This is a genomic window from Pseudomonas veronii (assembly GCF_001439695.1).
Taxonomy (GTDB): domain Bacteria; phylum Pseudomonadota; class Gammaproteobacteria; order Pseudomonadales; family Pseudomonadaceae; genus Aquipseudomonas; species Aquipseudomonas veronii.
In genome coordinates this window covers 101,930-124,111 of record NZ_JYLL01000011.1, presented here as the reverse complement: position 1 = coordinate 124,111, position 22,182 = coordinate 101,930, and the positions used below count along the sequence as shown (strand labels likewise).

Genomic DNA, 22,182 nt, shown 5'->3' with positions numbered 1-22,182 from the left:
GAAACCAGCGCCGGCATGGAGCAGCAATACCGCCAGGTCGACCAGGTGGCCACCGCCTCCCATGAAATGAGCGCCACCGCCCAGGACGTCGCCCGCAGTGCGGCCCAGGCCGCCCAAGCCGCGCGCGATGCCGACCAGGCCACCCGTGACGGCCTGCAGGTGATCGACCGCACCACCACCAACATCGGCCATCTGGCGGCGGACATGAGCACCGCCATGACCCAGGTTGAAGGCCTCGCGACCAACAGTGCGCAGATCGGCTCGGTGCTCGAAGTGATTCGCGGCATCGCCGAGCAGACCAACCTGCTGGCCCTCAACGCCGCCATCGAAGCGGCCCGGGCCGGTGAGGCCGGCCGTGGGTTTGCCGTGGTCGCCGACGAAGTGCGCAACCTGGCGCGTCGTACCCAGGAGTCGGTGGAAGAAACCCGCCTGGTGATCGAGCAACTGCAAAGCGGCACCACCGATGTGGTCGGCGCCATGGGCAACAGCTATCGCCAGGCCCAGAGCAGCGTCGAACAAGTCGGCGAGGCGGTCACCGCCCTGCGCCAGATCGGCGCCGCGGTCACAGTGATCAGCGACATGAACCTACAGATCGCCAGCGCCGCCGAAGAGCAAAGCGCAGTGGCCGAGGAGATCAACAGCAACGTGGCGACAATCCGCGATGTCACCGAGTCGCTGTCGGAACAGGCCAACGAATCGGCGCGCGTCAGCCAGGCGTTGAACCACCTGGCCAATCAGCAACAGGGGTTGATGGATCATTTCCAGGTGTGAGTGACCGACACCGACTCTGAAGGAAATCCAATGTGGGAGGGGGCTTGCCCCCGATTGCAGTGGGTCAGTCAAAGGCTACATCGACTGATTCACCGCTATCGGGGGCAAGCCCCCTCCCACACTTTTGATCGGCTGGTCATCGCCTGGCCATGATTAATACATGTAAACGATGTCTCCGGTTTCAAACGTAAAGGATGTCTCCGGTCTGTACCGGGGTAAGCCCCCTCCCCCCCATTTTTGAACGACCTCAGCGTTTGGGCAGTTCGATCAGCACCTTGAGCCCGCCCAGTTGGCTTTCCTGCAACTGCAACACCCCGCCCCACACCTCGACGATATCGCGCACGATTCCCAGGCCCAGGCCATGGCCGTCGGTCTGCTCGTCCAGGCGCGTACCACGGCTGAACACCCGGTCGTGTTGGGCTTCGGGAATGCCGGGGCCGTCGTCTTCCACCGCCAGCAGGTAACTGTGCGGCGTCTCGCCGATGCTCAGGCGCACCTGCGCATCCGCCCATTTGCAGGCGTTATCCAGCAGGTTGCCGAGCAGCTCCAGCAGGTCTTCGCGGTCCCAGGGCAATTGCAGGCCAGGGACGGCGTGGTGGCTCAAGTCCAGGTGGTCGCCGTGGACCATGTTCAGGGTCGCCAGCAGGCCCGGCAGTTCGTTCGCGCAATCAAACAAGGCGCCCGGCAGGGTGTCGCCGGCCAGGCGTGCGCGGTTGAGTTCGCGGTCGAGGCGCTGTTGCACCTGTTCAAGCTGTTCGCGCAGCAGCGTGCGCAAGCGCGGCTGATCCTTGAGCGCTTCGCTCGACGCCGCGCTCAACAGCACCGACAGCGGGGTTTTCAGCGCGTGGCCGAGGTTGCCCAGGGCATTGCGTGAACGCTTGAGGCTGTCTTCAGTGTGAGCCAGCAGGTGGTTGATCTGCGCCACCAGCGGTTCCAGCTCCTGCGGCACCTGGGTGTCGAGTTGCGAGCGCTGGCCCTGTTGCAGCTGGGCGATCTGGTTGCGCGCAACTTCCAGCGGGCGCAAGGCACGACGGACCGTGACCCGTTGCAGGATCAACACCAGCAACAGGGCCGCCACCCCCAGCACCAGGCCGATCTGACGCATCAGCCGAAAGCTTTCACGCACGGGCGTGTAGTCCTGGGCCACGCTGATGGAAATCAATTGGCCGAAGCGCTTGTAGTCCGAACGCAGTACCAACAGTTGCTGGCCTTCCGGCCCCAGTTGCAGATTGCCCTTGAGCCCGGCCGCGGGCAGGCGTGGCAGCTCCTGGTCCCACAACGAGCGGGAGCGCCAGTGGATGTCGGCGAAATCGATACGGAAATAATGCCCCGAGAACGGCCGCTGATAGGCCGGCGCCAGGCGTTGCTCGTCGAGTTGCACGCCATTCGGCCCGCGCACCAGCGCCACCAGCAGGTTCTCGCTGTCGTTGCGCAGGCCGGCCTCCAAATAGCGCTGCAAACCGGCTTCGAACAACCACAGGCTGGTTTGCGCCAGCACCACGCCGACCACCACCATCACGCTGATCAGCCCCAGGCTCAGGTGCCGCTGGATCGACTTCATGCAGGACTGGCGCCGAACCGGTAACCCTGGCCGCGCCGGGTTTCGATCACGCTGCGGCCCAATTTGCGGCGCAGGTGGTTGACGTGGACTTCGAGCACATTCGAATCGCGCTCGGTCTCACCGTCATATAAATGCTCGGCCAGATGGCTTTTCGACAGGATCTGTTGCGGGTGCAACATGAAATAGCGCAGCAAGCGAAACTCGGCGGCGGTCAGCTGGATTTCGTCGCCGTCGCGCAGCACGCATTGGCGCCCTTCATCCAGGTGCAGGCCGGCCGCTTGCAAGGTCGGCTGGTTGGCCTGGCCATGGGAACGGCGCAACAGCGCCTGGACACGCAGGTGCAGTTCTTCGGGGTGAAACGGTTTGCTCAGGTAATCATCGGCCCCGGCCTTGAGCCCTTCGATGCGCTCGGCCCAGGAATCGCGCGCGGTGAGGATCAGCACCGGGGTGGCCAGTGCGGCCGCGCGCCATTGCGCCAACACCTCGAGCCCGGGCAAGCCGGGCAGGCCGAGGTCGAGGATGATCAAGTCATAGGGTTCGCTGCGGCCCTGGTACGCGGCATCGCGCCCATCGGCCAGCCAATCGACGGCATAGCCCTGGCGCTGCAGGCCGGCCAGCAGTTCATCGGCCAGCGGTACGTTATCTTCCACCAACAGCAGGCGCATCAGTCTTCCTCGTCTTTGATCAGCGCACCGCTGGTGGCGTCGAGTTTGATCTCGCGCACCACACCGTCGGTCGTCACCAGTTCCACTTCATAGGCATATTGCTCGTCCTTTTTCTCAAGCTCGGCCTCCAGCAGCCGCGAGCCGGGGTGGCGCGCCATGGCCTGCTGCAACAGTTGCTCGAGCGGCAGGATCACCCCCTGCTGGCGCAGTGCCAAGGCTTCGTCCTGGTTGAGGTCGCGGGCTGACAGGCTTGAGCAAAACGCCAGGAGCACCAGCCCCGCCCAGCCAGCGGCGCGTCGATATACCTTCATTACGTATCCTGATGATTCTTGAGCACATGCCCGGTGAGCGCGTCCAATTCAACCTCCCATTCGATGCCGTCGACATCCTCCAGTTCGACCTCGTAGAGGTACTTGCCGTAGACCTCGTCCAGGTCGGTGTCCAGCAGGGTCGAACCGGGATGCAAGGCCAGGGCCGTGGCGTCCAGCTGATCGAAGGCGACAATAGTAACAGTGCCGGGCCCGCGGAGTGACTTGTCAGGGTCGGCTGCCAGGGCCTGTGCCGCCAAAGAGGCCGCGCACCCGGCGGCGACCAGCATTGTGAGACGCTTCATGCTGAGTCTCCGTTTCACGATATTTGTCCTACACCCGCCAGCGTATCCGCGGCAACTTAACTGAAACTGAATTGCCACCATGGCAATTCGCGTCACCCGCATTTTCCTTCACCCGGCGAGATTTTCTATACTGCCCCGCTCGCTTCAACAGAGACCGGTATGACAGCCATCCACATCAAGTTTCCCGCCCTGACCCTCAAGGCCGGCAAACGCGCCTTTGCGCGCATTCGCGAGCAAGGCCTCAAGCCTGCCGATGTCGGTATCCTTCCCGGTGCGGCAGGCGGGCCCAAGGCCTTGGGCATCCAGGGCCTGGACCTGGCGCTGTTCGGCGAGTGGCTGCCCCGCGCGCCACGCGAACGTGCGCTGATCGGTGCCTCCATCGGTTCCTGGCGGTTTGCCAGCGCCTGCCTGCCCGACCCGGTGCAAGGCCTGCTCGACCTCGGCCGTCTGTACAACGAACAACGCTTCGCCAAAGGCGTGACCATGGCCGAGGTCAGCCAGAGCTGCCGGCGCATGCTCGATGACCTGCTGGCCGGGCGCGATGCGCGGGTGCTGGACAACCCCGGCTATCGGCTGAACATCATGGTGGTCAAGAGCCACGGCCTGCTCGCCGATGACCACCGCGGGCGGCTGGGCCTGGGCCTGTCGTCGGTGATTGCCGACAACCTGCGCGGCCGCGCGCGGCTGGCGCGGCATTTCGAGCGGCTGATCATCCATGACCCGCGCCAGGCGCCGCCAGTGCATGCGCTGCGGGATTTTCCGTCGCGCTTCCTCGACCTGAACCTGGGCAACCTGCGCCAGGCGCTGCTGGCGTCCGGCTCGATTCCCCTGGTGATGCAAGGCGTGCGCGACCTGCCTGGCGCCGGTGCCGGCACCTACCGCGACGGCGGCCTGCTGGATTACCACCTCGACCTGCCCTACCACGGCGATGACATCGTGCTGTACCCGCACTTCACCGACCGCGTCATCCCCGGCTGGTTCGACAAGGGCCTGCCGTGGCGACGCAGCAATCAACAAGGCTTGCAGGACGTGTTGCTGCTGGCGCCGTCGAAGGACTACCTGGCCCGCCTGCCCCACGGCAAACTGCCGGACCGCAGCGACTTCAAGCGCTTTCTGGGCGATGACGCGACTCGCAACAAATACTGGCAAACCGCAATGAGCGAGAGCCGGCGCCTGGGCGATGAGTTTCTGCATCTGGCCGACCAGGGTGGCCTGGGCGAGCGCTTGCAGGCGCTTTGACCCAGCGGTATGCGCGAGGCGCGATGTAGCTGTTAAACTCGCCGCCTGCCAGAAACCTGACCGAGCTGAAAAATACTGTGGAAATCTTCAAGGAATTTACATTCGAATCCGCCCACCGCCTGCCCCACGTGCCAGACGGCCACAAATGCGGGCGCCTGCATGGGCATTCGTTCAAGGTGGCGATCCACCTGAGCGGCGACCTGGACCCCCATACCGGCTGGATTCGCGACTTCTCGGAGATCAAGGCGATTTTCAAGCCGCTCTATGAACGCCTCGACCACAACTACCTGAACGACATCCCCGGCCTGGAAAACCCCACCAGCGAAGTACTGGCCAAGTGGATTTGGACCGAATTGAAACCCCTGCTGCCCGAACTCAGCGCGATTCGCATCCATGAAACCTGCACCAGCGGCTGCATCTATCGCGGCGAGTAACCCTCACGTCAACGCCCTGCGGGAGCGCCCCATGGAAAACACCTGGCTGGCCCAGGCCAAACGCTTGCAGGCATTGGCTTCCACGGGGCTGCACTTTTGCACCGACGACTTCGAACGCGAGCGCCTGGAAGAAATTGCCGAGATCGCCCACAGCATGCTCGCGCAATTGGGCAATGTGCCGCTGGAGCGCATCAGCGGGCTGGTCCCGGATTTCGCCCAGCGCTATTCGACGCCGATGATCGATGTCCGCGGCGCGGTGATCGACGGCGAGCGCATTCTGCTGGTGCGCGAGGCGACCGATGGTTGCTGGGCGCTGCCGGGGGGCTATGCCGATATCGGTCTGTCGGCCGCAGAAAACATCGTCAAGGAGATCCGCGAGGAAGCCGGGCTGACCGTGACGGCGCGGGCGCTCTACAGCGTCACGCACAAGGCCAAGGGCTTGTATCGCCCGGATGTGCGGGACTTCTACAAGCTGTATTTCCTGTGTGAACGGGTCGACCAACTGGCGCCGACGGCCGGGTTCGAAACCACCGAGGTGGGCTTTTTCACCCTCGACGACCTGCCGCCGCTGTCCCGTGGGCGCACCATCGAAAGCGATCTCGAGGCGGCCTTTGCGTTTCATCGCGGCGAAACCACGCTGACGCTGTTCGACTGATCCAATTTGTATCACCGCTGCACCGCTTTCGTGCCCGATTGGGCACCGCGACCACTCCCGCCCGCGTTCCGCGCCTGTCTGGCGATAAATCCTGTGCATACTGCACAACACCCACCGTGCGCCCGTCACTGCTGCTCAATTGGCACGCGCGGTGCAATAGGCCTGCGTCACTCATTCAGGGAGCAAGGCACATGACGCAGCAAGAACCGGGCAACGATTACCCCCTCAGCGAAGTCCCGATGCACGCACGCAAGGGCCTGGCGTCCACCGCCATGGTGCTGCTGGGCTTCACCTTTTTCACCGCGACCATGTTTGCCGGCGGCAAGCTGGGCGTGGCGTTCAGTTTCGTCGACATGCTCGGCGTCGTGGCCTTGGGTAACCTGCTGTTGGGCATTTATGCCGCAGGCTTGGGTTACATCGCGTTCAAGAGCGGCCTGAACTCGGTGCTGATGGGGCGCTTCTGTTTTGGCGAAGTCGGCAGCAAGCTCAGTGATTTGATCCTCGGTTTCACCCAGATCGGCTGGTACGCCTGGGGCACCGCCACCGCCGCCGTGGTGCTGGGCAAATATTTCGAGCTGAGCCAGGGCAACGTGCTGGTGCTGATGGTGCTGTTTGGCCTGCTGTTCTGCGCCACGGCCTACGTGGGCTATCGCGGGTTGGAGATTCTGTCCTACATCGCGGTGCCGGCCATGGGCATTCTGTTGTGCCTGTCGATGTGGGTCGCCACGGTGAAAGTCGGCGGGCTGCAAGGCTTGCTGGCGGTGGTGCCGACGTCGGAACTGGACTTGTCGACGGCGATCACCCTGGTGTTCGGCACCTTTGTCAGCGGCGCGACCCAGGCCACCAACTGGACGCGCTTTTCGCGCTCGGCCAAGGTCGCGGTGCTCGCCAGCCTGATCGGTTTCTTTGTCGGCAATGGCTTGATGGTGCTGATCGGGGCTTATGGCGCCATCGTCTATCAACAGCCCGACGTGGTGGAGGTGTTGCTGCTGCAAGGCTTTGCCACGGCCGCGATGGCGATGTTGCTGCTCAATATCTGGAGCACGCAGGACAACACCATCTACAACTTCGCCGTGGCCGGTTGCAACCTGCTGCGCACCCGCCGCCGCAAGACGGTGACCCTGGCAGGTGCGGTGATCGGCACGCTGCTGGCGCTGCTCGGCATGTACGACATGCTGGTGCCGTACCTGATCCTGCTGGGCACGGTGATTCCACCGATTGGCGGGGTGATCATGGCGGACTTTTTCTATCGCTACCGCGGCCGCTATCCGCGCCTGGCCGATGCGCGCCTGCCGGCGTTCAACTGGCCGGGGCTGACCGCCTACGCCGTGGGCACCGTACTGGCGTTCAATTCGCCCTGGGTGGCGCCGTTGGTGGGGATCGTCGCCGCGTCGCTGACCTACATGCTACTCAGCGCCGTACTGCGCGTGCGGGCACCGTTGGCTGACGCACAGGCATGAGCCTGACCATTGCCGATGTGCTCGCCCTGCCGGGGCTGGATTCCCTGTGCCTGCGCGCCGGGGCGGCGGGCCTGGAGAATGCCGTGCGCTGGCCGTATGTCGCAGAGAACAGCGGCATCGCCGAGTGGGTGCTGGGGGGCGAACTGGTGTTCGTCACCGGTATCAATCACCCACGGGACGAAGCGAATTTGCTGCAACTGCTGGAGGAAGCCTGCCTGCGTCAGGTGGCCGGGTTGGTGATTCTCACCGGGCCGGCCTACATCCAGGCGATTCCCCAGCGCTTGCTGGACGCCGCCGAAGCCGCCGACATGCCGCTGATCGAACAGCCTTACTCACTGAAAATGGTGCTGGTGACCCAGGCGATCGGTTCGGCGTTGATCCAGTCCGAACAATTGGGCCGCTCGCGGCACGATGTGCTGGAGCGGTTGCTGGCCGGTGACTATCAATCGTTGGATCTGCTGCTGCACCGCGCCGCCCAGTTGGGCATGCCCCTGGCCGGCCATTGGCAAATCGTGCAGTTGCAGTTGGAGGGCAGCGACGCGTTATTTGCCCAGGGTGAGGCCGCGCAGATGGAAGCGCAGTTGGCGCGGCAACACGACAGCATTACCCGGCGCTTGCGGCAGTTGTCGGCCGCGGTGCCGGTACTCGGGCGCGCCGGCCAATGGACGTTGCTGCTGCCGGCCGCCGATGCCGTCGCGGCGCTGGCTAACCGGGAGCAACTGGCCAATTGGTTGAAGCCGCTGAACCTGCGTCTGGCGCCGCTGAAACTGTTCATCGGCCTGAGCGCCGCCGCCCACCCGCCGGCGCGCCTGGCCCAGGCGCAGGATGAAGCGCGCCAGGCATTGGCCGCCGCGCGGCGCTTCAGCGAACGCGCCGGGCTCTGCGTGTATGACGAACTGGGCGTATTGAAGCTGCTCAGCGGCGTGCGCGATCGTGCGCTGCTCGACCAGTTTCTCAATGACCGCCTGGGCCCGTTGCTGCGCCACGACCTGCACCATGGCCCAAGCCTGCTGCCGACCCTCGAAGCCTGGTTCCACGAGAATGGTAACCTGGTGGCCGCCGCGCAGCGCCTGGCCGTCCACCGCAATACCCTGACGCACCGCGTCCAGCGCATCGAAGCCCTGTGCGGGCTGAGGCTGGATAATTCGTATGACCGCCTGGACATCGGCATCGCGCTGATGATCTGGCGGCTGTCTGCCTGATTGTTTTTAGCCAAGAGGAACTTGCCCATGCACATCATCAACGCCCGCCTGCGCAACCGTGAAGGCCTGCATGATCTGCACCTGGAACACGGCCGGATCGCCAGCATCACGCCGCAAACCACAGCCCCCACGGCGGGGCCCGACGACCTCGACGCGGCCGGCAACCTGGTGATACCGCCCTTCGTCGAACCGCACATCCACCTCGACGCCACCCTCACCGCCGGCGAGCCGCGCTGGAACATGAGCGGCACCCTGTTCGAAGGGATCGAGTGCTGGGGCGAACGCAAAGCCACCATCACCCACGAAGACACCAAGGCCCGCGCCAGGAAAACCATCCAGGCCCTCGCCGCCCACGGTATCCAGCATGTGCGTACCCACGTCGACGTCACCGACCCGGACCTCACCGCGCTCAAAGCCATGCTCGAAGTGCGCGAGGACACTGCGCACCTGATCGACCTGCAAATCGTCGCCTTTCCCCAGGAGGGCATCGAGTCGTACCGCAACGGCCGCGAGCTGATGGAAGAAGCCGTCCGCCTGGGCGCCGACGTGATCGGCGGCATCCCCCACTTTGAATACACCCGCGACCAGGGCGTGAGTTCGGTGAAGTTCCTGATGGACCTGGCCGAACGCAGCGGCTGCCTGGTCGACGTGCATTGCGACGAAACCGACGACCCGCACTCGCGTTTCCTCGAAGTGCTCGCCGAAGAAGCGCGCAGCCGCGACATGGGCGCCCGCGTCACCGCCAGCCACACCACGGCCATGGGTTCCTACGACAACGCCTACTGCGCCAAACTGTTCCGCCTGCTCGGGCATTCCGGTATCAGCTTCGTCTCCTGCCCCACCGAAAGCATTCACCTGCAAGGGCGCTTCGACAGTTTCCCGAAACGGCGCGGCGTCACCCGCGTCAACGAACTGCTGGAAGCCGGCATGAACGTGTGCTTCGGTCAGGACTCCATCGTCGATCCCTGGTACCCCCTGGGCAACGGCAACATCCTGCGGGTGCTCGAAGCCGGGTTGCACATCTGCCACATGCTCGGCTACCGCAACCTGCAAAACGCCCTGGACCTGGTCACGGACAACAGCGCCAAGGCCATGGCCCTCGGCGATCGCTATGGGCTGGAACCCGGCCGGCCGGCCAACCTGTTGATCCTCTCGGCCGACAGCGACTACGAGGTGATTCGCAGCCAGGGCCTGGCGCTGTACTCGATCCGCAACGGCAAGGTGTTGATGAAGCGCCAGCCGGCGCAGGTGACGTTTTTGTAGCACGCGGGGTTCGATGGAGAGCCGCTGATACGACTCGACGCGATCAGCCGCGCGGCCCTGCATCGAGCTGCGGCCGCGCAGCCCCGAACAGGCTGACGCTCAGCACTGTCGCATCCTGAATCTGCAACCGAACCGGCACCGTACCGCCCGGCATCACCACCGCGACCTCCCCGCCCGCGACCCAACCGGCGCGCCACGCGGCGCACGCCACGGCACAGGCGCTGGTCCCGGAGGACGCCGTCGGCCCCTCTCCCCGCTCGAACACCCGCGCAAGCACTCGATTGCCGGACGCCTGGGCAGCCCATTGCAAGTTGACCCCGGCCACACAGGGCTGGCCACGCCCGGCAGGTGGCGCAAATGCAATCGCCTGCAAGGGCTCGAACAGTGCGCTCTGGTGCATCGGCAGATTGTCCGGCAGCGCAGCGGCCTGGTGCACCAACGTCACGCAATGGGGGTTGCCCACCCGCACAAACTGGCTGCGCGTCCATGCCGGGTTGATCGCCGCCAGCGCGGGCACATGGCTGAACGCCCCCTCTTCGGCGCCAGGCAGGTCCGCGCCGACCGCCAGCGGGCCGAACGCCGGCTGCCCCAACGCCAGCCAGAACCCACGCACCTGCTCGTGCAGTGCCGGTTCGACATAGGTGGCCAGCGGCGACTTCGCATCCTGTTTATCGTGATGCACCCGCAGCTCGCAGCCCTGCGTCATCAAGCCCTGATCACTCAGCGCCTGGGCAAAGATGGTCAGGCCATTGCCACTGCGCTCCGCAAGGGAGCCGTCAGTGTTGACGATCAACAGGTCGAACGGCGGCGCCGCCTGGAACGGCCCGACCAACAACCCATCACAACGGTGCGCCTTGGCGCCAGCCGGACGCGGCGAAGGCCCCCAGCCACATTCGGCGGCAATGGCCGGCAGTGCCCAAGCGTCGCGCCGGCTCGCCGCGAGGGCCGCAGTGTCGGGCACCTCGACCCCGTGGCGACGCAAACAGGCCGGGCTGACCACCCCATAGATATTGCCGCGGGCATCGTAGAACCGGGTCGTGGGGTCGCCTGGCTGAAAGTCCTTCATCGCTTCGTCCGTCCAATCGTCTGCACACAGAAGCAGCAGCGTATTACAGAACGGTCGGCGCGTGGGAAGTGGTCTGGAAGGTGCGTCATCCGCCGCAGGAAGCCTGGGGTTCAGCAATTCTCACGGGGATTACGCACCTTCCAGACCACCTCCTACACGTCGATGTCCTCTAGGTGGCAGCCAGTGTCCAGAGCGTTCCGTGCTGGCGAAAATAAAACCCGCCGCCAGCGCGAAAGCCGCGTGAACCTGGCTCGCTCGATCAGGCTTGATGTGTAAGGATGTCGTGCCGGACATCGTTCGTTGAACGCAAAACCAAGGATTCTCCATGACTGCCATCCCCACCCCAGCGCCCGTGGTTCCCGGGCGGCTGGAGCAAATGTCGACGCGCATCGCCTTCTTCATCGCCGGCTTCGGCATCGCCGCCTGGGCGCCGTTGGTGCCGTATGCCAAGGCCCGCGCCGAACTCAACGAGGGCACTCTGGGCCTGTTGCTGCTGTGCCTGGGGGTCGGTTCGATCATCGCCATGCCAGTGGCCGGCGCACTGGCCTCGCGCTATGGTTGCCGGCGCGTACTGAGCGCCGGGACGGTCCTGATCTGCCTGGCGTTGCCCATGCTCGCCACGGTCAGTTCGATCCCGTTGCTGATGGCTGGTCTGTTCCTGTTCGGCGCGGGCCTGGGTACGGTCGACTCCACGGTCAACCTGCAAGCGGTGATCGTCGAGCGCGCCAGCGGCAAAACCATGATGTCGGGCTTCCATGGGTTGTTCAGCCTGGGCGGCATCGTCGGCGCAGCGGGGGTCTCCGGGTTGCTGGGGCTGGGGTTTTCGCCGCTGCAGGCGACCCTGGTGGTGATCGTCATCATGGCGCTGGCGCTGTTCAAGGCCGCCCCCCACTGGTTGCCCTACGGCAGTGAAAGCGCCGGGCCGCCGTTTGCCATTCCCCACGGCGTGGTGCTGTTTATCGGCGGCTTGTGTTTCATCGTGTTTTTGGCCGAAGGCGCCGTGCTCGACTGGAGCGCGGTGTTCCTCAGTGCCGAACGCGGCCTGGACGAAGCCTACGCCGGCCTGGGTTATGCGGCCTTTGCCCTGACCATGACCGCCGGGCGCCTGACCGGCGACCGGATTGTCCGTCGACTGGGGGCTGCCCGGGTGATCGTCACCGGCGGGGCGCTGGCGGCGGCCGGGATCTTCCTCGCGACCCTGTCACCGGCCTGGGCCATGTCCCTGCTGGGCTATGCGCTGGTCGGCGCCGGATGCTCAAATATCGTCCCGGTGCTCTACACCGCTGTCGGCAAGCAGACCGTCATGCCGGAACACATCGCCGTGCCGGCCATCACCACCCTCGGCTATGCCGGTATTCTCGCGGGGCCCGCGGTGATCGGTTTCATTGCCCATGGCAGCAGCCTGGCGACTGCCTTCCTGTTGATCGGGGGATTGCTCGCAGCGGTGGCGGTCAGCGGCAAAATACTGCGGGTATGAGCAAAGGACATGAGCGGCCTGAATCCTTCAAGTAGCTCATGTACGCCTGATCGTTTCTTCCCTGCCTTATCGTTTCCCGTCCGCAGCGCTGTGCCTGGCAGAACGGTTCAGTGGTTAGCCCAGATGCCGCTCGGTGTCATTGGCCAGACGGCAAGACAACTTGTGCCATAACCCGGCGAGCGTGGAAAACACAGGGCTGGACAACGGTTCCTCCGTGAATGTTCGAGAACCTTTATCGAAGTCTTCGGCGGTGGGCGCCCTGAAGCTGAACTTCGGCGAAGACATGAGGTTGAGTGCCTGCGAACGGGATGTGCTTGGGAGGCCTGCTTCCCGTGCAGGCATCGCCAGGCTCGCAACCGTGTACTGGGAGGGCTGAGATTCAAAGGATGTCGAATTCATAGTCCAGACCTGATTCGGTAGGTGAAGACACCGGCAGCCATTCAACGGCCGATGGCAATCTCTTCGTGGTAAAACCCTTCCTCCCTGGCTGAAGTGGTGCTTCCTGCTCACTACGCTTACCAACCTATGCCGCGAGTGACGCGGCATTCGGCTGTGCCAGAGTTAACGCAGCAGTTTCAGCAGTTCGCGTCGCGAAATCTTGCCGTCGCGCTGCCACTCGTCAACATTGTCCATCCGCCCCTGCAGAATCGAACGGGCCATGACTTCCTTGGCCAATTGGATGAGATGGTCAGTGAAGGGGTTGCCCGTCAACGCTTGCGCCGCAAACTCTTTGAGCTTGTCGAGCTTGATGCTGTCGCCCCGACCGTTGCCCTTCAACTGTTGGAAATGGCCGAGCATTTCCTTGATCAGCTGTTTGTCGTCTTTGAGTTTAAAGGGGTTATCGGAACCGATGACGCTCATAATGTCGTCCCTGGACAAGCGGCCATCCGAAGCACCGGTGCTCATGTTTCGATCAAGCGCGCGTACCAGCTCGGGACGCCGCAGCAGTTCCTTCGCCAGGCGGATATTGGCGTCCATCTGCGGGTTGCCGGTCAATGGTCGCTCGGCCATTTTTTTCAGGCTTTCGAGGGTGACTTGCCGCGAAAAATGCCCTTCCCTGAACGCGCCGTAATTGCTCAGCAGCGCCTGGGCCAGTTGCTGATTGCTTTGCTTGGAGTAATGCGGGTCCGGCCGCTCGGGGGTTGGGCGCGGTGGTGGGCCGGGGTTCGGGCGCACATTATCGGGCAGCGGACGTTGCGGCGGCCCCGAGTGATAATGACCGTGGCCGAAGTACGGGCGCGACGACGTGCTGCCGAATGCTGAGCCGAAGTGATACGAATCCCAGAACAGGCTCTGGCTGGCCGATGAGCTCATAGACCGCTCGGCAATGGACATGGGGTCTCTGAAAGACTTGTCATCAGAGGAGTGAGCGACAGACTGCATGAATACTGATGCCGACATTTAGTTCTCCAGTTCGGTTTGATCAGACGCCTTGCCTCAGCGCTCCAGGCGCCCCGACGATCGACAAATCGTCAAGCAAACCAGCGGAAGCAGGCTTATCCTGTGTGGCAGAACTGTGGGAGTCGGTTCCTGATCGCGCTGAAAGTTTCCAGCGCCCAGGTAGGAAGAGCATCTGCTGAGATACGGAACTCATCACCTTCCCAAGCCGTTTCGGCGCAGCCAGCCCCCTCGCCGCCCAACCCGACCCAGGCGCGCAAAAAACCTCGGTTCACCAGCATCAACCGTCAGCGGCGCAGGTGCATGGACTGCAGAATCGCGGCTGGAATTTGTTCGAGCGGCAACTCGCGCTCCACCGCACCGAGCTTGAAGGCCTCCTTAGGCATGCCGTACACCACGCACGACTCTTCATTCTGGCCCAGCGTCAGCGCGCCGTTGTCGTGCATCTCCTTCAACCCGCGAGCGCCATCGTCCCCCATGCCCGTCATGATGATGCCCAGCGCGTTGCCGCCGGCGCTGCGGGCGACCGAACGAAACAGCACGTCCACCGAAGGGCGGTGCCGGCTGACAGGGGGCCCGTCAACGATTTCAACCAGGTATTGGGCGCCGCTGCGCTTGAGCAACATGTGCCTGCCGCCGGGAGCAATCAACGCACAACCGGGAATGACCCGGTCGCCATTTTTCGCCTCCCTGACTTCGATCTCGCACAGGCGGTTGAGCCGCTCGGCAAATGCCGCGGTGAAGTGTTCCGGCATGTGCTGCACGATCACGATTCCCGGGCACACCCTGGGCAAGGCAGTCAGCACCAGCTCCAGGGCTTGCGTGCCGCCGGTGGACGTACCAATGGCGACGATGTTTTCGGTGGTGCGCGCCATGGCCTGCGTGCTCGCCGGCAGTATGACGTCGGCAGTCAGCTTGACCGGGGCTCGCTCGCTGGACGGCACCATGCGTTTCATGTTGGCCCGGGCTGCGGCCTTGACGGCACCGGCCAATTCATCGGAACTGTCGGTCAGGAACTGACGCAAATTGAGTTGCGGCTTGGTCACGATACTCACCGCACCGGCCGCCAGCGCTTGCATGGTGGTGGCCGCGCCCTTCTCGGTCAGCGTGGAACAGATGACCACTGGCGTCGGATGTTCGGCCATCAGTTTCTTGAGGAACGTAATGCCATCCATCCGCGGCATCTCGACGTCCAGCACGATGACGTCCGGCCATTGCTTGTTCATCTTGTCCATGGCGAACACCGGGTCCGCCGCCGCGCCGATCACTTCAATGGCCGGGTCTTGCCCAAGGGTCGCCGTCAGCACCTGGCGAACCACCGCGGAGTCGTCAATGATCAGTACTTTGATAAGGCTCATATCGCACGCTCTCCATGAGGGCTGCTGAGTGGCCAATGCAGGGCCAGGTAGTTGAGTTCGATGTTGCCATTGGCCAGATCGAACACCACGGTTCGATAACCCACGCCTTCCACATGAAAGTTGTGACACCGCAACTGATGCGAATCGAGCAGGTGCCTGGCTTGCTCGACATTGCGCTGGCCAACGTAGTGATTGTCCGAACGCGCCAGCCCCGGAAACATATCCCCGCCGCCATACACGCTGATTCTGAACTCCGTCGGCGGCACCTTGATCGCGTGCATTCGGCCGAGCAGCAATTGGAGCGCCTCATCACCGTAGCGACCATCCAGTGCAGCCGATCTCTTCACTGCGCGCCGGGGCAGCAGGTAGTGGCACATGCCGCCCAACAAGCGCCGCGGATGCCAGACCACCAATGCAACGCATGAGCCCAGCACGGTGCGCAGCCGAATGGCGCCTGAACCGAAAAACCACTCGCCGGGATTCAGGTACACCTCGCGGGACGGTGGGGTGTCAGGCATGTGGCCTCCGATAGATCGAAGGCTTGACCAGTCGCAGTTCATCGGTCACGCCATTGAGACTTTCCGAATGGCTGACCAGGAAATAGCCGCCGGGCTTGAGGTGGCTGACCAGGCGCTTGACCACTTGCACTTTGGTCTCGCTGTCAAAATAGATCATCACGTTGCGTAGGAAGATCACGTCAAACATTCCCAGTTTCGGCAGAGGATTGTTCAAGTTGATGGCCTGGAAATCGATCCTCGACGCCAGCGCCGGTTCGACCATGAAGCAACCGTGGTTGGCGCCGACGCCCTTGAGGCAATATTTGTTGAGCAACGCTTGGGGAATGCCGCGCGTGCCTTCGAGGGGGTAGCGCCCCTGGCGGGCCGTTTCCAGTACCCGGCTGCTGATATCCGATGCGACGATTTCCCAGGGCCGGCCGCCGAGGCTGTCCGCCAGGACCATGGCCAGGGTGTAGGGCTCTTCACCGCTCGAGCAGGCGCCGCTCCATACACGCAAAGGCCCGCTGCCACGCAGTTCGGGCAGTGCGACATCGCGCAGGAAATCAAAATGCTTGGGCTCGCGGAAGAAGTAGGTTTCGTTGGTGGTCAGCATATCGACCGCCACTTGTAGTTCCGTCGCGTCCTTCATCAGCACTTTGTAGTACGCGCCGTAGGTATTGAGCTTGAACACTTGCAGGCGCTTGGCGAGCCGAGCGCTCACCAACTGTTTTTTGGCATCCGACAGGCTGATGCCGGCGATTTGATGAATGAGAGTGCGAAACTGCAGGAACTCCGCATCGGAGAGAATCACGTTCATGAGGACACTCCCAAAAAACAATCAGGCGGTTGAAGGCAGCAAGGGATCAAGGGTTGCCAGCACATCGACCTGTTCCAGGGACAACACGCGACCGATATCCAGCAACAACACAAAACCGCTCTCCAATTTGCCGATGCCCAACAGGAAGTCCGCTCTGACATCGGTCCCGAAATTCAAGGACGGTTCGATATCCTGATCGGCGATTTCAAGGACCTCGCTGACCGCATCCACAATGATGCCCACCGGCTTGCCCCCGGCATTGGCCTGTACCTCAAGGATCACAAAGCAGGTCCTCGAGGTCTGCACCGTGCGCTCGCCGCGAAAGCGCACACCCAGGTCCAGCACAGGAACCGCCGCGCCGCGCAGATTGATCACGCCGCGGATGCTGGGCGGCAGCAACGGCACGCTGGTGATCGGTCCGTATTCGATGATCTCTCGCACGTTGAGCGTGCCGACGGCGAACATCTCATCCCCCAACTCGAAGGTGAGGTATTGGCTAGGGCTCGAGACCGTGGCTTTCCCTGGACTTGCGATGGATAACGCCATGACTCACCTCGCATCGATTACTTTGCGGCCGCGCCGGGAGGCGCGGTCGTACACGTCAAGCTCGCATCAAGCCGGCCATCTCATCGACACACAACACCTGCTCGATTTGCAGCAGCGTGACAAACGCACCTCGCACCTTGGTCATCCCCCGGATGAAGTCGGTACGGATAGGGTTACCAAAGGCCGGCGCGGGCTTGATATCGATATCGAGGATCTCGATCACTTCGCTGACCGAGTCCACCACCACCCCCAGCACCTGGGACTCGCCCTCCTTCGCCGCTTCAAGAATGACGATGCACGTTCGGCTGCCCAGCACCGTCACACCCTTGCCAAACCGTGCCTTGAGGTCCACTAACGGCACCACTGAACCGCGCAGGTTGATCACCCCGCGCAGGAATGTCGGCATCATCGGCACCGTGGTCACCTGGTTGTATTCGATGATTTCGCGAACGTTCAGTGTATTGACCGCATACATCTGCTGGTCAGCCAAGAAGGTCAGGTACTGCAAGGGCTCATCGACCTGCGGCGCTGACTCCAAAGTGTTCGGCATAACGGCTGTGGCGCTCATGGGTCAGCTCCCGAAGCGGACGAAACCGCTCTCCACCGCACGGCTATCCTGGTCGAACGTGGATGCCGCGCGATTGATCACGGGCATCGAGGCGGTCCGCCCGGCGCGCTTGCTCTGTACGCTGAAAAAGCCCATGAGTTCCTGCAACTGCTCGGCCTGGCCGCTCATTTCCTCAGCCGTCGCCGCCAGTTCCTCGGAGGCCGAAGCGTTTTGCTGGGTCAGTTGGCTCATCTGCGACATCGCGCTGTTGATTTGCTCAGAGCCGATGGATTGTTCTTCCGAGGCGGCCGCGATTTCCTGCACCAGGTCAGAGGTCTTGGCGATCGAGGGCACAATCTCGTCAAGCAGGTTGCCCGCCCGTTCCGCCAAGGCCACGCTGTTCTTGGCCACTTCACTGATTTCCTGCGCCGCGATCTGGCTGCGCTCGGCCAGTTTGCGCACTTCGGCCGCCACCACCGCGAAGCCTTTGCCGTGCTCGCCGGCACGCGCCGCTTCGATCGCCGCGTTGAGCGCCAACAGGTTGGTCTGGTAAGCAATGGAGTCGACGATGCCGATTTTCTCAGCGATGGTCTTCATCGCCGCCACCGTGTCCTTCACGGCGCGACCGCCTTCCGAGGCTTCCTTGTTGGCTTTACCCGCCATGCCGTCGGTCACCTTGGCATTTTCGGTATTTTGAGCAATGGACGCCGACATTTGCTCCATCGATGCCGAGGTCTGTTCCACCGACGCGGCCTGTTCGGACGCCGACTGCGCCATGCTTTGCGCAGTGGCGGAGATCTCCTCGGAAGCACTGGACAGCGAATCGGCCGAGCCGCGCACTTCGCCGATGATTTCCGAGAGTTTTTCCACGGTGCCGTTGACCGAGTTTTTCAGTTCCAGGAACTTGCCTTGATAGTCGCCGTTGATGGTCCGGGTCAGGTCGCCATTGGACATCGCCGACAAGACATCCATGGCTTCAGTAATCGGCACGATGATCGCATCCAGCGAACCGTTGATCCCCAGGATGATGCGGCGGAAATCACCTTGATGCCGAGCGGCGTCAGGCCGGGTATCGAGTTTGCCGATCAGCGCGCTGTCGCTGATCTGGCTGGTGTCTTCGACGAGCGCCAGGATATTGGCCCGCAGTTGCTCGATGTTCTCGTTGATAAAGGCTTTTTTGCCGGGGAATTGCTCAAGCGGTGCTGACAGATTGCCTTCGCCGAACGCGCGGATACAGGCCATGGCTTTTTTCTTCACGCTGATATGGCCACTGACCATCTGATTGATGCCCTGACCGATATCGCGGTACGAACCCGAGAAGCGATCGACGTCGATCATGACGTCAATGTCGCCTTTTTCATGCTCGCTGGACATGTGCTGCATCTCATGGATCAACGCCAGCACATTGCTGCGCAGCAGCTCGATGTTTTCATTGATAAAGGCTTTTTTGCCCGGGAATTTTTCCAGCGACGCCGACAGATCACCTTCACCAAAGGCGCGGATGCAGGCCATGGCTTTTTTCTTCACGCTGATATGGCCGTTGACCATCTCGTTGATGCCCTGGGCCATGGAGCGGTAACTGCCATGAAAGCGGCCAGCATCGATCTGTGCATCGATGTCGCCCTTGTCGTGTTCACTGGACATGCGGTTTATCTCCGCGACCAGCCCATGCAGGCTCGCGCCCAGTTGTTGCATGGACGCCATCAAGCTCGTGGTGTCACCGGGCTTGAGCATGGCTTTGGCATCCAGCTCCCCCGCTGACAAGCGAGCGGCGAAAGCGCGCACGGCCACCGGTTCGCCGCCGAGTTGGCGCATCAGGTTGCGCCCCAGAAGTGCGCCCACCAACGCCGTGGCTAAAAATGTCAGCGCGCTGACCAGCAGGATGAGGGAGCGGGCATTCTTCTCAGTGGCGGTGGCAACCAATTGGCCCTTGCGCCCCAGTTCCAGGTTGTATTCGCGCAGCTCACCGATCGTCGTCAGCACCGCGCTCTGCAATGGCTGGCTGGCCTCGATCAATGCGCGGGCCGAGGCTTGATCACCGTCGTCGATGAACTTGTCGAAATGCGCCTGCAGGGTCGCGAATTCACCCAAGCGGCCACGTAACTGCTTCAACAGTGCTGCGTCATGGTCGTCGGAGACCAATGCGGCCTCATAGTGATCCAGGGCTTTGCCAATCGCGCTGAAGTTCTGTGCCACGTTCTGCGCATAGCTGGACACGAAGTTTTTTTCGGAATCGTTCAGACGCTGCCATTCCAGGGCGTGAAGGTCGGTGAACGCCGCCGCCGCACGGTCGATTTCCAGCAAGCTGGGCACGGTATTGACGTTGGCATAACTGGCGCTCGTATTGATTTCACCGGCCAGGTAAAGGCTGGTACCACCCAACACGACAACGCCGAGCACTGCGGTGAAAACCAACAGCATGATATTTCTGATAACGGTCATGGCGAGGAACTCCTGATGACGCTCATTAAGTCGATAACGGACTTGGGATCGAACGGTGGGTGGCGTCCTTGGCAACGTGTCCTAACAAATTGGGTATATCCAGAATCAGGGCGACGGCTCCACTGCCAAGGATGGTGAACCCGCCGAGCCCATGGGCCTCACCAAACACTTTGCCCAATGGCTTGATCACGGTTTGAAACTCCCCCTGCAAGCGATCGACCACCAAGCCAGCACGCAAGCCGGCGTATTGCACGACGACCACGTTTTCTCGACTGCCTCGAGGTTCTTGCACATCGAACATGTCCCGCAGGCGCAGGATCGGCAGCACATCTCCACGCAGGTCCAGGTAGCCGGTGTCTGCGCCCTGTCCAGGCGCCAGCTCGATGCACTCCTCCACCATGTTCAACGGGATGACATAAGAGGCCTTGCCCACCCCGATCAGAAAGCCGTCGATGATGGCCAGGGTCAGCGGCAGACGAATCCGTACCGTTGTGCCCTGCCCTTCTTCGCTCTCGAGGCTCACGCTGCCGCGCAACGCGGTGATATTGCGCTTGACCACATCCATGCCCACCCCGCGGCCGGACAGGTTGCTGACCTGGTCGGCGGTGGAGAAGCCCGGCTCGAAAATCAAGTTCAGGATGTCTTTATCCGCCGGTAGCTGGCCGTCCCCCACCAGGCCACGCTCGCGGGCCTTGGCCAGGATTTTGTCCTTGGCCAGGCCACCGCCGTCGTCCGACACTTCGATCACGATACTGCCGGACTCGTGGTAGGCATTCAGGCGTACCGTGCCCTGGGCCGGCTTGCCCCGTTGAAGGCGCGTCGACACGGCCTCGATGCCATGGTCCATGGCGTTGCGCACCAAGTGCGTCAACGGGTCGCCGATACGTTCGACGACGGTCTTGTCCAACTCGGTCTCGCCACCGCCGATCTGCAGCACGATGTCCTTGCCCAGTTCCTTGGAGACGTCGCGCACCACCCGCTGGAAGCGCGTGAATGTCGCGCCGATCTGCACCATGCGCAGGGTCAGTGCCGAGTCACGCACCTCTTCCACCAAGCGCGATAACAGGCTGGTGGCTTCGATCATCTCGCCAATCCCGCTACGCACTGCCACCAGGTTGGCTCCGGCTCCGGCGATGATCAGCTCGCCAACCAGGTTGATCAGTTGGTCCAGCTTGGCGGCATCGACGCGGATCAGGTTGCCTTCGTTGCTCGCCGCGCCCTTGCCGGCCTTGATCAACGGCGCGACTGAATCGGGGGCTGCGTCCAGCTCGCCGCGCATCTCGACCGGAGCTTGCTCACCCTCCTGGGTGACGAGCAGGGCCTGGGACTCCGTCAATGTGCCGCAACGTACCAGCAGCTCAAGCAGCACGGCATTGTCTTCCGGCAATCCGTCGAGATGCGCGCGACAGGCTTGGACAGAGGCTTGCGGTGCAAGGATCTGGACGAGCGCGTCATCGCGCACAAAATCAAAGGCCCCGTCGATGACCTCCCGCGAGGCATCGCTGAGCAGCGCGAGTTCAAAGCCCAGGTAGTTGGTTTCCGGGTCCATCGACGCAAACGGCGGCAACCCCTCGCACAGTGTGACGGTATGCAGCAACTGCCCCAACGTGCTCAGGTAACGCAGGAACGCCAGCGGGTCCATGCCGTTGCGCAATACATCCGGACCAAAGCGCAGGGACAAGTGCCAGTGGCCGGGACTTGCGCCCGGCTCGTCCGCCGGCAGCGTGGCTGGAGCGGGCGAAGCGCTCGGCACCGAGCCTTCCAGGTACTGCGCGAGCCGCTCGCCCAGGCATTGGCCCTGGAGCCGCAGCGGTTCGTCCAATCGGTCAAGGTTGCCATCCTCGGCCAGCAGGTCGATCAACTGGCCGATATGGTCACGGGCATCGAGAAACAACGCACTCAATGCCTCGTCGACGCGCACTTCCAGGCTGCGGACCCGGTCCAGGACGCTTTCGGCGACATGGGTGAACTCAACGATGGGCATCAAGCCAAACAAGCCGGCCGAGCCTTTGATGGTGTGGGCCACGCGGAACAAGCCGTTGATGGTGTCGAGGTCCTGCGGCGACCTCTCGATCTGCAGCAGTGCGTCTTCCATTTGCAGCAGGAGCTCGCGACTCTCGGCAATGAAAGTCTGCAGCACGTCATCCATGTTCATGGGCTGGGCCATACGA

General features: G+C 62.8%; 22 protein-coding genes and 1 pseudogene. 8 read left to right on the top strand and 15 right to left on the bottom strand.

Annotated elements, in window-relative coordinates:
* The first annotated feature begins 15 nt into the window (after window positions 1-15).
* Window positions 16-771, top strand: a complete 756-nt coding sequence (locus TU80_RS33980) for a methyl-accepting chemotaxis protein (protein WP_376740623.1) — start codon at window positions 16-18, stop codon at window positions 769-771.
* A 247-nt stretch (window positions 772-1,018) separates the two neighbouring features.
* On the opposite strand, the gene TU80_RS15905 is transcribed toward TU80_RS33980, so the two are convergent.
* Genes TU80_RS15905 through TU80_RS15890 form a run of 4 tightly spaced genes read right to left on the bottom strand, consistent with a single transcriptional unit; the run spans window position 1,019 to window position 3,610 of the window.
* Window positions 1,019-2,332 (bottom strand): sensor histidine kinase, encoded by a 1,314-nt coding sequence (locus TU80_RS15905; protein WP_046384041.1) that lies wholly within the window; start codon window positions 2,330-2,332, stop codon window positions 1,019-1,021.
* On the bottom strand, window positions 2,329-2,997 hold the full coding sequence (locus TU80_RS15900) for a response regulator transcription factor (RefSeq protein WP_046384042.1): 669 nt from the start codon (window positions 2,995-2,997) through the stop codon (window positions 2,329-2,331). The genes TU80_RS15905 and TU80_RS15900 overlap by 4 nt, the downstream gene beginning before the upstream one ends.
* Window positions 2,997-3,308 (bottom strand): PepSY domain-containing protein, encoded by a 312-nt coding sequence (locus TU80_RS15895; protein WP_017847012.1) that lies wholly within the window; start codon window positions 3,306-3,308, stop codon window positions 2,997-2,999. The genes TU80_RS15900 and TU80_RS15895 overlap by 1 nt, the downstream gene beginning before the upstream one ends.
* Window positions 3,308-3,610 carry a PepSY domain-containing protein gene (locus tag TU80_RS15890; protein WP_057004898.1) on the bottom strand — a complete coding sequence of 101 codons (303 nt, stop codon included), beginning with the start codon at window positions 3,608-3,610 and terminating at the stop codon, window positions 3,308-3,310. The genes TU80_RS15895 and TU80_RS15890 overlap by 1 nt, the downstream gene beginning before the upstream one ends.
* A 159-nt stretch (window positions 3,611-3,769) precedes the next feature.
* Between TU80_RS15890 and TU80_RS15885 the strand changes: the two genes are divergently transcribed.
* From TU80_RS15885 to codA, 6 genes are all read left to right on the top strand, one after another.
* Entirely contained in the window at window positions 3,770-4,849 is a 1,080-nt protein-coding gene (locus TU80_RS15885; protein ID WP_057004897.1) for a patatin-like phospholipase domain-containing protein, read from the top strand.
* A 77-nt stretch (window positions 4,850-4,926) separates the two neighbouring features.
* On the top strand, window positions 4,927-5,283 hold the full coding sequence (queD, locus tag TU80_RS15880) for a 6-carboxytetrahydropterin synthase QueD (RefSeq protein ID WP_017736453.1): 357 nt from the start codon (window positions 4,927-4,929) through the stop codon (window positions 5,281-5,283).
* A 31-nt stretch (window positions 5,284-5,314) separates the two neighbouring features.
* A complete protein-coding gene (locus TU80_RS15875) occupies window positions 5,315-5,938 on the top strand; it encodes an NUDIX hydrolase (protein ID WP_057004896.1) in 624 nt (207 codons plus the stop codon).
* Between the two features lie 191 nt (window positions 5,939-6,129).
* On the top strand, window positions 6,130-7,398 hold the full coding sequence (codB, locus tag TU80_RS15870) for a cytosine permease (RefSeq protein ID WP_057004895.1): 1,269 nt from the start codon (window positions 6,130-6,132) through the stop codon (window positions 7,396-7,398).
* Entirely contained in the window at window positions 7,395-8,600 is a 1,206-nt protein-coding gene (locus TU80_RS15865) for a PucR family transcriptional regulator (RefSeq protein WP_046384045.1), read from the top strand. The genes codB and TU80_RS15865 overlap by 4 nt, the downstream gene beginning before the upstream one ends.
* Window positions 8,601-8,627: 27 nt before the next feature.
* Window positions 8,628-9,863 carry a cytosine deaminase gene (gene codA / locus TU80_RS15860; RefSeq protein WP_046384046.1) on the top strand — a complete coding sequence of 412 codons (1,236 nt, stop codon included), beginning with the start codon at window positions 8,628-8,630 and terminating at the stop codon, window positions 9,861-9,863.
* A 43-nt stretch (window positions 9,864-9,906) separates the two neighbouring features.
* Here codA and TU80_RS15855 read toward each other — a convergent pair whose 3' ends face one another.
* Window positions 9,907-10,929, bottom strand: coding sequence for a diaminopimelate epimerase (locus TU80_RS15855; protein ID WP_057004894.1), 1,023 nt, complete (start codon window positions 10,927-10,929; stop codon window positions 9,907-9,909).
* A gap of 325 nt (window positions 10,930-11,254) precedes the next feature.
* On the opposite strand from TU80_RS15855, the gene TU80_RS15850 reads away from it, so the two are divergent.
* Window positions 11,255-12,406, top strand: coding sequence for an MFS transporter (locus TU80_RS15850; protein WP_046384048.1), 1,152 nt, complete (start codon window positions 11,255-11,257; stop codon window positions 12,404-12,406).
* 114 nt (window positions 12,407-12,520) lie between these two features.
* On the opposite strand, the gene TU80_RS33455 is transcribed toward TU80_RS15850, so the two are convergent.
* The 10 genes and pseudogenes from TU80_RS33455 to TU80_RS15810 form a co-directional block, all read right to left on the bottom strand.
* Window positions 12,521-12,691: a hypothetical protein gene (locus tag TU80_RS33455; RefSeq protein ID WP_226926067.1), complete on the bottom strand. Its 171-nt coding sequence runs from the start codon at window positions 12,689-12,691 to the stop codon at window positions 12,521-12,523.
* 276 nt (window positions 12,692-12,967) lie between these two features.
* Window positions 12,968-13,720 carry a hypothetical protein gene (locus TU80_RS33075; RefSeq protein WP_017847003.1) on the bottom strand — a complete coding sequence of 251 codons (753 nt, stop codon included), beginning with the start codon at window positions 13,718-13,720 and terminating at the stop codon, window positions 12,968-12,970.
* A gap of 371 nt (window positions 13,721-14,091) precedes the next feature.
* Window positions 14,092-15,162 (bottom strand): protein-glutamate methylesterase/protein-glutamine glutaminase, encoded by a 1,071-nt coding sequence (locus tag TU80_RS15840; protein ID WP_017847002.1) that lies wholly within the window; start codon window positions 15,160-15,162, stop codon window positions 14,092-14,094.
* Entirely contained in the window at window positions 15,159-15,680 is a 522-nt protein-coding gene (locus TU80_RS15835) for a chemotaxis protein CheD (RefSeq protein WP_046384050.1), read from the bottom strand. Before TU80_RS15835 ends, TU80_RS15840 begins: the two co-directional genes overlap by 4 nt.
* Complete coding sequence (locus tag TU80_RS15830) at window positions 15,673-16,476, bottom strand: CheR family methyltransferase (protein WP_017847000.1); 804 nt, start codon at window positions 16,474-16,476, stop codon at window positions 15,673-15,675. Before TU80_RS15830 ends, TU80_RS15835 begins: the two co-directional genes overlap by 8 nt.
* Window positions 16,477-16,497: 21 nt before the next feature.
* Entirely contained in the window at window positions 16,498-17,022 is a 525-nt protein-coding gene (locus TU80_RS15825) for a chemotaxis protein CheW (protein ID WP_026140027.1), read from the bottom strand.
* Window positions 17,023-17,077: 55 nt separating this feature from the next.
* A complete protein-coding gene (locus TU80_RS15820) occupies window positions 17,078-17,590 on the bottom strand; it encodes a chemotaxis protein CheW (RefSeq protein ID WP_226926074.1) in 513 nt (170 codons plus the stop codon).
* Between the two features lie 3 nt (window positions 17,591-17,593).
* Window positions 17,594-18,562, bottom strand: a complete 969-nt coding sequence (locus tag TU80_RS33450) for a methyl-accepting chemotaxis protein (RefSeq protein ID WP_428839092.1) — start codon at window positions 18,560-18,562, stop codon at window positions 17,594-17,596.
* 198 nt (window positions 18,563-18,760) lie between these two features.
* A pseudogene (locus TU80_RS33445) lies at window positions 18,761-19,990 on the bottom strand (MCP four helix bundle domain-containing protein); the annotation flags it as partial.
* Between the two features lie 46 nt (window positions 19,991-20,036).
* A complete protein-coding gene (locus TU80_RS15810; protein ID WP_082643850.1) occupies window positions 20,037-22,178 on the bottom strand; it encodes a chemotaxis protein CheA in 2,142 nt (713 codons plus the stop codon).
* Window positions 22,179-22,182 lie beyond the last annotated feature (4 nt).